This is a genomic window from Streptomyces sp. DvalAA-43 (genome assembly GCF_900091725.1).
In the GTDB taxonomy this organism is placed as follows: Bacteria; Actinomycetota; Actinomycetes; order Streptomycetales; family Streptomycetaceae; genus Streptomyces; species Streptomyces pulveraceus.
In genome coordinates, this window is the sequence record NZ_FMBW01000095.1 from 1 (window position 1) to 10862 (window position 10862).

General features: G+C 66.1%; 11 protein-coding genes. 5 read left to right on the forward strand and 6 right to left on the reverse strand.

Annotation, left to right across the window (positions count from 1 at the left end; translation table 11 throughout):
* From GA0115234_RS39835 to GA0115234_RS39845, 3 genes are all read left to right on the forward strand, one after another.
* On the forward strand, positions 1 to 199 hold a 199-nt coding region (locus GA0115234_RS39835; protein WP_141718544.1), incomplete at its 5' end, for a transposase.
* Between the two features lie 260 nt (positions 200 to 459).
* Complete coding sequence (locus GA0115234_RS39840; RefSeq protein WP_176729414.1) at positions 460 to 1374, forward strand: transposase family protein; 915 nt, start codon at positions 460 to 462, stop codon at positions 1372 to 1374.
* A 445-nt stretch (positions 1375 to 1819) separates the two neighbouring features.
* Positions 1820 to 2065: a hypothetical protein gene (locus GA0115234_RS39845; RefSeq protein WP_141718545.1), complete on the forward strand. Its 246-nt coding sequence runs from the start codon at positions 1820 to 1822 to the stop codon at positions 2063 to 2065.
* Positions 2066 to 2082: 17 nt separating this feature from the next.
* On the opposite strand, the gene GA0115234_RS39850 is transcribed toward GA0115234_RS39845, so the two are convergent.
* From GA0115234_RS39850 to GA0115234_RS42685, 4 genes are all read right to left on the reverse strand, one after another.
* Positions 2083 to 2643, reverse strand: a complete 561-nt coding sequence (locus GA0115234_RS39850; RefSeq protein ID WP_093552001.1) for an SMI1/KNR4 family protein — start codon at positions 2641 to 2643, stop codon at positions 2083 to 2085.
* Between the two features lie 617 nt (positions 2644 to 3260).
* A complete protein-coding gene (locus GA0115234_RS39855; protein ID WP_093551605.1) occupies positions 3261 to 3809 on the reverse strand; it encodes a DUF1062 domain-containing protein in 549 nt (182 codons plus the stop codon).
* Positions 3810 to 4405: 596 nt separating this feature from the next.
* On the reverse strand, positions 4406 to 5074 hold the full coding sequence (locus tag GA0115234_RS39860; protein WP_093552003.1) for a response regulator: 669 nt from the start codon (positions 5072 to 5074) through the stop codon (positions 4406 to 4408).
* Between the two features lie 180 nt (positions 5075 to 5254).
* Complete coding sequence (locus tag GA0115234_RS42685) at positions 5255 to 5497, reverse strand: hypothetical protein (protein ID WP_093551607.1); 243 nt, start codon at positions 5495 to 5497, stop codon at positions 5255 to 5257.
* Positions 5498 to 5954: 457 nt separating this feature from the next.
* On the opposite strand from GA0115234_RS42685, the gene GA0115234_RS44560 reads away from it, so the two are divergent.
* Positions 5955 to 6161 carry a transposase gene (locus GA0115234_RS44560; protein ID WP_218107206.1) on the forward strand — a complete coding sequence of 69 codons (207 nt, stop codon included), beginning with the start codon at positions 5955 to 5957 and terminating at the stop codon, positions 6159 to 6161.
* Positions 6162 to 6217: 56 nt separating this feature from the next.
* Positions 6218 to 7009 (forward strand): class I SAM-dependent methyltransferase, encoded by a 792-nt coding sequence (locus GA0115234_RS39875; protein WP_093551609.1) that lies wholly within the window; start codon positions 6218 to 6220, stop codon positions 7007 to 7009.
* 685 nt (positions 7010 to 7694) lie between these two features.
* Here the strand turns inward: GA0115234_RS39875 and GA0115234_RS39880 are convergent.
* Both GA0115234_RS39880 and GA0115234_RS39885 read right to left on the reverse strand, forming a co-directional pair.
* Positions 7695 to 8717 carry a S66 peptidase family protein gene (locus tag GA0115234_RS39880; RefSeq protein ID WP_093551611.1) on the reverse strand — a complete coding sequence of 341 codons (1023 nt, stop codon included), beginning with the start codon at positions 8715 to 8717 and terminating at the stop codon, positions 7695 to 7697.
* 432 nt (positions 8718 to 9149) lie between these two features.
* Positions 9150 to 10802, reverse strand: a complete 1653-nt coding sequence (locus GA0115234_RS39885) for a hypothetical protein (RefSeq protein WP_093551614.1) — start codon at positions 10800 to 10802, stop codon at positions 9150 to 9152.
* Positions 10803 to 10862: the final 60 nt, after the last annotated feature.

The window sequence follows — 10862 nt, forward strand, 5'->3', positions numbered from 1 at the left end:
GACCCGGGACCTGGTCCGCCTCGCGAAGTTACGGTGGCGCATCGAGCACGACTACCGCGAGCTGAAGACCACCCTCGGACTCGACCACTTCGAAGGCCGCTCATTCACCGGCCGGCACCGCCACGTCACCCTCGTCACCGCCGCCCACCTGTTCCTGACCGAACAGCGGACCTGCCCAAAAGTCCCTGCCAGGGCCTGACCCTCTACCAGGCCCTGGACCTCCTCCAACATCTGCTGGCCACCTGGACCGGAACCTGCCCCACCTGCCGACAACCCACCCCATGGCAGCCCTACGACACCACCTAACAAAGCCCTACTAGGGACTGTCCGATGGGTCATGCAATGGCGTTCGTGCATGCGGAGTCGCCCCCCGGCAGCCTCAGGCCGGTTCACGAGTTGGTGCGTGATAACGGGTGGGGCGTCGTTGCTGGCAGGTGGGATGATTCGGGTGTGGCGATCATGGTCAATCGGACGGTGCTGGCGCATCGGCTGTTCACGGGGCCCTCCCGGCATCATCTTGCATGTCTGGTCGCGGAGTTGGCCGAGCCATGGCAGGCCGGGGTCGAGGGTCGTCGCCATGCTGCGCGAGGCGGGGCCCGTAAGCGGGCCGCAGGAGCCGGCGCCCGCCATCAGCTGGTGTTCGTCGACCGGCTGGTGGCCACGCTGATCCATCTGCGGCACGACCTGCCGCATGCCGTTTTGGCCCTGTTGTACGGGGTGGACCGTTCCACTGTCACCCGGGCGATCGGAGAGGTGCGCACGCTCCTGGCGGAGCGGGGGTGCGCGGTTCCCGACCGTCCCGGCCTGCGGCTTCGGACGCTGACGGACGTGTTCGCCTACGCCCGGGTCGAAGGCGTCGAGCTGCGTATGGATGCCACGGAGGTCCAGGTCCGCCGGCCACCGGCCCACCGCGGCGGCCGGCGCGCGTTCGTCTCGGGCAAGAAGAAGCAGAACACGATGAAGGCCACCGTGATGGCCGACCGGCGGGGCCGCACATTATGGACCGATGCCCTGCGACCTGGGCGTATGCACGATGCCACGGCCGCACGCAACGAAGGCATCGCCGTCTGCTTCCGGCACTTCCCCGACGTCGATGTCCTGTTGGACGACTGCTACCTGGGCCTGAGCCGCGACCACCGCGGGCAAGCGATCACACCGCCGAGAAAACCCCGGCCGGGAGCACTGCCCGGCAGAGTCGAACAGTGGGAACGCGACCGCCACGGCCACTCGTCCGACCGCATCACCGTCGAACACGCCCTCGCTGATCACAAGCGCTGGAAGCAACTGACCCGCTGGACACATCGCCGCGACCGCCTGCCCGACACCTACCGAGCCATCGCCGGCCTCGTCTCCGACCGCACCAACAACATCTGAAGGCCGCCGTGAGCAAGACAAACACACCTCACCCGCTATCACGCACCAACTCGTCAACCGCCGCGCTCGCCGGAACCGGCTACGACTTTCGGCAGGTCCTGGACTATGGCGGCCACGGCCTCCACCAAAGTGGCCTCCTGCTCCCCGATGTCCTCCGCTGGCTACGGTGATCCGACAAGGCTGAGTTCCGCCTGGAGTTGGTCAGCAACCTTGAGGGGCGGGGACACTCGGCGTCACGTGCTCCTCGCCACCGCTGTCTCCCGGACGAGCTCGGAAATTCAGCCGGTGCAGGTCCAGGACCAGATCGCGAGGCCGGTGGTGACCGGGCAGGCCAAGGCGGCGGTGAAGAGCGGGCGATCGTCCGCGGTCCAAGCAGCATCGCACTCCCTCCAACTCGCCGTCCCACAACGCGCCTACCAGAAGTTGCTCGCGAAACGCGCAGCGTGTGGCCCCAGGCATTGGTGCCGACCACGAGCACGGCTGGGCGATGTATCTGGACGGCAATCACCTGATCGGTCTGCCCTACACCGTGCGCCGCCCGATGTCAGTCCCGTACTCGCACTGGCGCCCGGGGCCTGATCTGCTCAACTCGCCGAAGCTGCGGTTTTACCCGGTCAGGCACGCACAGATGGTGGGCCACGCCCTTGCCGCAGGTTGCGAGGTCGATTCCGGCAGCGGAGGCGAGCTCTGATCAGAGTCGTTCGCGCGTCATTCCACGTCGAACCAGGGCTTGTTGGCAGCCCAGTGCTTCACCCAACCTGCGAATCCGGGTTCAGCCGTGGTGGACCCGAATCCGGCTCCGAATGGAGTCGCCCCTTCGCCGGCGATGAACCATATGTGTCCGCGATGTGGACCAGTGACGACGAGGTGCCAGTACATACCGCAGCCGTCTGTCCCGAGCACGATTGTCCCGTGATTGAACATCTGGTCCAGAATCGGCTCGATCTCCTCCTCCGGCCTTGAGTCTTCGTCCCACAGCCAACTCGAGGTGAGCGGGAAAGGCCGACTCAGATCGCGTTCCCCCCGGCCGTCACCCCAGTCATCAGGCATCTCTGCCAGCCCCACCAACCCATAGTCCGGCGGACCGGTGTGCGATCCGTTGGTGACCTCGGCGACGAAGGTCCGGTAGGGCTCTGGCAGGACTATGCCGTGCTCTGCCTCGAAGGCTTGCACTGCTTCCCAGCCCAGCGCGGACTCACCGCCGTCGTCGACGTCGAAGGCCGCACGAATCGCAGCGAGGTCGTGAGGATCTGCATGCTCGGTGTTCATGCAACCCATTGATACCAGCCAGCAGTGACAGCGACTCTGGTGCATGGCCCTGGGCTGACTACTGCCGCTCCCCTCTGGGTCCTGAACGGCCTCGACGTTACGAACTGAGTCTGCTTCGAAGCGGTCGAGGTACTCGGACATGGGCCCGTCCCTTCCTCATGGCCCGTGCCCGGGACTGTGGAAGTGGAAGTGGGAGTGGAAGAAGACCATGCCGCTCGGATACGGGGGGCTGCCTGCGAGCTCGCACCTGCCTGCACAAGAAGCGCACGTCGCACGGCCGGGTTGGGGTCTCGGCACCGCTCAGGTGGTGCGACTGGTCGATGATTCGGCAATGCGACGGCGGTCTCACCCCGTGACCGGAACCCGCTTGGGGGTGCTTCGGACGATCGAGGCCCTTCGAGAATCGTCAGGCCAGGAAGGGCGGCCGAACCGCCTCCTGGACGGGCTTTCGGCCTCGGCAGCGTGAACCGACCAAACGGTGGTGACCGGGGCAGCCCGAGTAGACCATCGGGATGCCCACCATGCGGGTGGGCATATTGCCCTCGTTGCTTCAGTTCATCTGGACCGGGGCCTGCCCGACAGATGTTGCCGGACAGACCCTCGGTCGCGAGGAGGGCTCAGCGCTTGAGTGTGAAGGTGAAGTCTCCGGAGAGCTTGCTGGTCAGCCGGACTGCCGAGACGAGCTTCCCCTCCGTGATCAGTCGCTCGGCCTCGGCCCTCGAAAGACCGCAACCTTCAGCGATCAGTCGCACCGGCCGGACAGGGATCCGCGCCGCGAAGCGGACCGAGACGTCGACCACCTCGCGGTCCAAGTGATCCGATCCGCCGGTGTCCAGGCGCCACGCGTTGTCCCAGTCGAGCGCGATGCGATTGCGGCGCCGTACGACCGGATCCTGGAGCAGTTCGGCTATCAGGCCGGTGTCGTTGTCATGCAGCCGGTCCAGCAGTCCAGGTCGTACGGAGCGTACGTTCATCCGCTCCAGGACCGTGAGCTTGGCAGTTTCCCCGCATGCGGTACAGAGCACGAGGAGCCAGGCATCGATGAGCTTGTGGTTTGCGTTGACACGAAATCTGCCGCTTGCCCGAAAGCGATCGGACGCGCATATGTGGCAACGACGGATCACGAGCGGCAGGCAGGTGGGAGCGACCACCCAGTTATTGAGCACAGAAGTACACCGGTTTCAGTGAGCAGTCCGCAGCAAAAAGGAGCACGGCGCAGATGCGCGACGCGCGACGATTCAGCGCTTGGGAGGTCTCACAGGGTGTACAACGGCGTGTCCTTGTTCAGACGACTTGGTTCGGCAGCACGGTAACGGCCCACAGCGCGCTGCTCCACTGGTTTTCCAGCACCTCACCGCCAGGTTCTGTCCGGCGAATCATGGACGGAGCCGAGGCCGGATCGCGGTGCTGGTGACGGTAGCGGTGCCGAGGAAAACGTAAGCCCGTTGGTCGTGCCTCGTGGCCACGGCCCGGAAGTGATTGAGCCTCAGGAATCCACCAAGACAACAGTCCGAGTGGCTGTCGCGGTTGGTGCGTGAGTGGGGTGGTGACGCCGCGAGTTGGTCGGCCCCCGCGCCATTCGCTGGCGAAGTGGGTGCTGCTGATCACTATTCGTCGGCACCCGAACCTCACCACGCGGCAGCTCACACCTCTGTTCGGCGTCTCGTAAGCCGTCGTGTGCCAGGGCACCCGGCAATGGGCCCTCAGTTCGCCGTCCGCTCCCGGCTGTGGTGTGTGCGGAATGCTCGTGTGCGTCGCTGTCTCAGAAAGGCTCGACCAGGCGATAGCCGATCCTGCGGACGGCCTGGATCAGGTCCGGGGGTCCGAGCCGACGGCGGAGAGTGCCGATCAACGCGTCGACCGCGTGCGATGTCGGCTGGTCCCGTTCGGCAGCACAGGCCCTGGCCAGGTTGTCCCGGGTGACCAGTGCGCCGCCGGCCAGGATCAATGCCCGAAGGACCGCAGCCTCCATGACGGTCAAAGACAGCGGTACCCCGGCGCGGGTGAACGCGTCGTTGCTTCGGCACCATTCCAACTCGCCCACGCATAGCCGGGGCGCCTGGGCGAGAGTCACAGGGAGACGGCAGAGGTTGCGCATCCGACTGGCCAGTTCGGCGGTACTGAAAGGCTTGACCAGGTAGTCGTCCGCGCCCTGCTCGATGAGAGCTGCTCGTTCGGCGTGCGAATCGAGTGCGGTGAGCATCATGACCGGGCGAGTCCAGCCTGCCCTGCGATGGGCGGCAACCAGGCGAAGGGCGTCTCCGTCGGGCTGGGCTCGATCGGCAACAAGGCCATGGCACTCAGTAGTGCCCAACTTGAGCTCGGCGTCGGCGAGATCGGCAGCCACGTCGACGGCAAAGCCAGTGCTTCGTAGACACTCGGCAATCGCTGCCGCCAGCTCCGGGTCGTGCTGCACGACAAGTATCCGCATGCTGTCCGATTTTAGGCGACGAGTGCCACAGCCGAAGGCCCTGAGGTGAGCGGACCAGACCGAGGCGAGGACAGCCTTGCCCACTCGGGAGTCCGCAGAGCATCGGCTGACAGGCCCCCTCACTCACCTTGCGCAGCGCTCCATCCGCCATGCCTCGCCGAAGGAAGTCCTGGCAACTGGTCACGGAACGGCCGACTCCAGGCGCTCTCCCGGCACCTCCACCCTGGGCTGATGGCCGTCGGGCCGCAGGGCGAATACCAATAAGGCCGCTCCGATAGGTGCGATCACCATCGTCCACACCGCGGTGCCGTGCATCGCGTGGATGAATGCGTCGTCGGCAAGGAGATGCTCCGCGGACTGGAACAGGAGGGGCTGATCGAACAGTTCGGGAATCCGGTCGATCGGCGCAGCCACCAGATCCACGTCACCGAGTCGGAGGTAAAGCGCCCTTGATCACTTCACCCCGGCTAGTTTCTCCACGCCGGCCACCCGGACAGACCTTCGCCCGCCGCGCCCCAGATGTCGAGACGGTCGGCCAGGGCGCCGCGGCAGTTCCTCCTCGCGGACGAACTGCTGGGCGAGCACGTCGGGGTCGGCCATGGGCGACGGTGGCGACGACCAGACGGAGGGAAGGGCAGCGGCCATGAGCGGCGACATATCGGCTGCCGCCCACGCTCCCCGGGACCGTCAGGCTCGTGGTCGCCCTGAAGCCGCGCCGAATTCCTCCTGGACCTGCTTGCCACCGCCCGGACCCGCCTGGACCGGGAGCAGGTCCGCGATCTGCTGTACCGGTTCTACCGCCGATGCGCCGATGCGCCGATGCGCCGACCTTCCCGAACTGCAGCGCCTGGCCGCAACCGTCGAGACATGATGGCCAGAGATCCTTGCGTTCCTGCACACCGGGATCACCAACGCCGGCTCCGAAGGCACCAACCGGGTCATCAAGACCATCGCCCGCGACGCCTACGGCTTTCGCAACCCCGGCAACCAGCGCATACGCACCCGCTGCGCACCACCCGTCGAGCCCGTGGACACCTCGATGCCCGCTAATTTCGTTGAGCCCGCACCCTGCAATCGTGTTGGCTAGCGGCACCGAACCGTCAGTACCGCAGGTGTCTGCTTGGCTGTAGCAGGGAGTTAGACGTGCAGGACATTGTTGTCGACCCCGTTGCCCACAATCGGGCAGCCTGGGACAAGTATGTTCAAGAGGGCAACGAGTGGTCGAGGCCGGTGAGTGCTGAGGATGTCGAGCGCGCCCGCATGGGCGACTGGTCGATTGTTCTCATCGGGCGTGAGCCAGTCGACCGCTCCTGGCTGCCGACGGACCTGACCGGCAAGAACGTGTTGTGCCTGGCCTCCGGCGGTGGCCAGCAGGGTCCAATCCTCGCCGCCGCAGGGGCGCGGGTCACCGTATTCGACAACTCCCCCCGCCAGCTCGGCCAGGACCAGATGGTGGCGGCGCGCGACGGACTCGAGCTGCGCACCGTCCTAGGCGACATGCGCGACCTCAGCGCCTTCGGCGACGCAACATTCGACGTCGTATTCCATCCGGTCTCTAACCTATTCGTACCAGACCTGGCACCGGTGTGGCGTGAGTGCTTCCGCATCCTGCGACCGGGCGGAACTCTGCTCGTGGGCTTCCTCAACCCTGATGTGTACTTGTTCGACCACGAGGCGCTCGACGAGCGCGGCGAGCTGATCGTCGTGCACAAGCTGCCCTACAGCGATGTCACGCAGTACTCCGCCGAGGAACGCGCCACGAAGTTCGGCGCGGATGCCCCTCTTGAATACAGCCACACCCTCACCGACCAGATCGGCGGGCAACTCGCCGCGGGGTTCGTCCTCACCGGCCTCGCGGAAGCGCCGCACCAATCCAACGCATCCGCTCAATACATGTCGCACTATTTTGCGACGCTGGCGGTCAAGCCGGGCTGACCCAGCCGTGGGGCCGGCCGAGACGGCCGTGTATCCGAATGGCCAAGTGGAGCGCTGTGCCAGCCCGACCCCACTGACTTCGCTGAGCCCATATGCCGCGTCCCCGGAGTGCGGGACTTGGTCCAGCCGTATTCACGGTTCGTACCTGCGGTTTCCCGCGGGCTGGGGCAGCGGGTGCCATCGTTGAGCGAGGGAGTCCGAGCAGCTTGCGTGTGTGTCCGGGATGTCACTGGTGTCGAACGCGCGGAGGACCAGTCGCGTGCTGTGCAAAACCGTCCCGGGGAACATATCCGGCTCCGTTCGCAACCGACCGATTGGTCCGAGAGAGGGTAGCGAGAGCCGCCGGTCCGAAGATCGGCGACCTGTAGCCAACTTACTTCCGCCGCATACGCCACCAAGCGCCCCGAGTAGGAGCCCACCGTAAGGCTCGCCAGGGAGATCTTCCCCCTCCGGCGTCGTCGCTCTCGTCGTCAATGAAACGCAAGCGTCTCAACTGTGGCATCGAACTCTCCATGTTCACTGAGTGGTTGAAGGAGAGGAACGACGAATCTCCAAGCGTTGAAGGATGAACTCGCCTCCTTCGCAAGTGAATACGAGCGGAGCAACAACACTCGGGTGCCAGACACCAGAGCATGAGTCGGCCCCGGGGTACCGCCGAGGTCGTCGGCTCACTGATCGGCTTCGCTCAGTCGCCCTGGCCCGTCACCATGAGCGGCCGGACCGCAGGTTCGAGCAGCGACAACGTCCGCTGCTGCGCATCCAGGCCGGCGTGGATGCCGACCGGCATCGGCAGATTCGGGCCGGCATGCCCGAACTCGACGTTGCCCAGGACTGGGATGTCACGGTCGCCGAGGACATCGAGGACGATCTCGGGGAGGGGCGGGGTCGCGTCGGACGTCCCAAGTCCGCCGATCTCGCGCGGCACACCCACGACCATGCCGGAGATCCGGTCGAGGACGCCGCAGTGCCGCAGCACCTGCAGATCACTCCACACCCACGATGCTTGGCCGCCCATCTCTTCCCAGAACAGCACCGCGCCGTCGAACCATTCGAGCGGCAGCGCGAAGCGCGTCGCCTGCGCCCGTACAATGCGGTTGAGCACCCCGCCGATCAACCGCCCTTCGGTACGACCGGCACGCCAGCACTCCCACGACGGGCTTGCAGGCAGCGCACCGATCGCCTCCGCACCGGTCAGCAGTGTCGCGTAGAGCCTCTCAAGTTCTGCTCTACGCGCAGCGGGCGCAGCCTGCCACGCCCCACCGAGTCCAGGCGTGGCCAAGTCGGCATGAAACCCGACCAGACCGGTGCGCGCATACAGCACCAGATGCAGGAGCGAGATGTCGCTGTAGCCGAGAATCGGCTTGGGGTCGGCAGTGATCGCTTCAACATCGATCAGGTCGAGGTAACCCAGCACCGTCTGGCCGCCGTCATGCGCGATGATCGCGCGCACCTCAGGATCACGCAGAAGAGCGTTGAACTCCTCGGCGATCTCCGCCGACGGAGCCGCGCTCCACCAATGCTGCCGCCCTGTTTCGAGTAGCGGTGCCCGCCGCACGCGGAATCCCATCCGCTCAAGCACGGCCACCGACCGCTCAAGTTCGGGCACCTGGCCGATATCGAGCGGGCCGGACAGCGATGCAATGACGACTAGATCTCCAGGCGCCAGGGCGCGAGGCCGAAGCGGTTGAGGCAGTGCAGCACGGGTCATCGACGCAGTATCCCGACACCCACAACAACACGCGACACATTTACTGGCTGGATGATCACTGGCTCGCCGTTTCCGCCGATGGAGGCCAGTAATATCGCTCGGCAATGACGCATCGAGTCGGCCCGGCCCGGCGCACGATCTGTAGCTGTTTCGCCGCCTGAGCCGTCCCCGCGGGCGGCGCTTCGGGCTATGGCTCCACGGTGCCGTCGCCGCAGCGTTCGGGCGGCGGATCAGCGTCCGGTCCTCGTGGTCGGCGCGGTGCCAGTTGTGGATTCGCGACGAGGTTGCCGATTACGTCCAGAGGTGGCTGCATCTCGGCAGCCAGCGCGAAAGGAGATCGGGCCGGGCAGCTCGATGAACTCCCAGCCCACCGCTCCCCCACCCCGAACGCCCCGTCGGCCGGATCACGGCCGCGCTACTGCCAGCCGCCCCTCACTCCTGCTCCTTCGGCACGGCATCCGTCTCCATCTCTCCGACGCGGTGGATGAATATGGGCGTGGTCATCTCAATGTTTGGGTTGTGCGGGTCCTTGGCGCGTTTCAGGAGTTCCTCAGCCCGGTGGTTTCCCTGCCCTATCACACCCGGATTGTCAATGTGTGTCGATATGTACTGCCCGTCACGAGGCGCAAAGACAGAGTTGATCAGATCTCCATCCGGGCGGAGCTTCGCATTGACGTCCTTGTATCCGATGACACCATTTCCTCGCCCGATCTTTTCCAGGTCGGCGACCACCGCGTTGGCCGGAGGGCGCGCGCCATCAAGACTCCGGTGCAATGCGCGATTACTCTTCCACGGCTCCATGGGCCTTCCTGCCAGAAGGCGTCCGAGATAAGTGTCGTTCGCCCAGTTCCTCGCCGCTCCGACCGCCTGTCGTATTCTTTCCTGAATGTTCGAGGGTGGCTGCCTGGAGTCTGCCTCAAGCTCCGAATCCGTCTGTCCGCGTGAATCGGGTCCACCCTGTTGTACGTCAGAGTCTTCCTCTGCCCGGGAATCGCCTGCGGCTGCACCGTCTTGGGGTTCCTGGGTCCGGGATTCATGGGTATCCGATTCCGTTGCGGCGTTCTCGGCTCCTTCCTCCAGTTCGGCGTCCCCTGTCGTTTCGGCCGCGCTGTCGGACTCCGCGACGTCGATGGCTTCACCGACGCTCCCGGCCTCCGGTGACCGCTCCTCGCTACCTTCAGCGAGGCGCGCTTCCGCTGGTTCCTCCGATCCTTCAGTGGGCTCTGCCTTGTCGTCGGGCCCGGCGTCGGACTCGTGCGGCACGGGGATGGTGTCGGCATCGCGGGCCTCCCCGGCATCGCCGGTCTCGGCTGCCTCGGTACGGTTTGGGGCAGCCGGGCCCGTGTCCCTCTCCCTGCTCGCTTCCGGGGCGGGTGGCTGCTGTTCCTCGGCCTGTTCGAGGGGCGTCGGCTTCTCTTCAGGATCGCCCGGCTGATCGGAACGTGCTGTTCCGGCGGACGTGTCATCCGCATCACCTTGTGCCTCGTCCGGCGCAGCCTCGGCCTGCTCGAGGCGTTCGGCTGCCTCCCGCCGCTGCGACGGGTCATCCGCCGGGGCGGCTGGGGTGTTCTCCGGCTCGGAGTCCGAGTCCGACTTCAGGCTCCGGTCCGGGCGGTCCACCGGCGTCGGGGAATCATCAATCGCCACCTGATCCGTAGCAGTTGGGGAATCCGAAAGCTTCCGATTCCTCCCCGCCTCCTCGACCGCGATCGGTTCCTCCGGCGGCACGGAGCGGTCCGGGCGGTCGGGCGGGTCCGCGGACGTCGGCGGTCGTGGTGGTTCGGTGCCGCCCGGTGGCTGCTGTCCCGCCGACGCCGGTTCGACCGCCGACTGTTCCGCCGTCGTCTCGCGCACGCCGATGTCACCGTCCCCGAACTCCTCGGCGCCAGTGGCCTGCACCTCCGCCGTGTGCTCGGGATCAGGGACGTCGCCGTCCCCTGCGTCGTCCGCCGCCACCTGTCCTGCATTCTCCACACCACTGCCCGCGTCGCCCTCCTCCGGGACGTCCCCGTCGCCGGGCGCCTTCGCGTCGACCGGAGGCGGCGGAGACGGAGGTGCGTCGGAGATGTCGTTGACTTCGCTCATGAACTATTCCTCTCCCGTCGGTGCGCAACTTCGCCCCCGTGCTGCCGTCTTCCTCGCCAT

Coding starts and splice junctions, on each gene's coding strand:
- GA0115234_RS39840 (WP_176729414.1), top strand. CDS start 460: ATGGTCAATCGGACGGTGCTGGCGCATCGGCTGTTCACGGGGCCCTCC.
- GA0115234_RS39850 (WP_093552001.1), bottom strand. CDS start 2,643: ATGAACACCGAGCATGCAGATCCTCACGACCTCGCTGCGATTCGTGCG.
- GA0115234_RS39860 (WP_093552003.1), bottom strand. CDS start 5,074: ATGCGGATACTTGTCGTGCAGCACGACCCGGAGCTGGCGGCAGCGATT.
- GA0115234_RS39880 (WP_093551611.1), bottom strand. CDS start 8,717: ATGACCCGTGCTGCACTGCCTCAACCGCTTCGGCCTCGCGCCCTGGCG.
- GA0115234_RS39885 (WP_093551614.1), bottom strand. CDS start 10,802: ATGAGCGAAGTCAACGACATCTCCGACGCACCTCCGTCTCCGCCGCCT.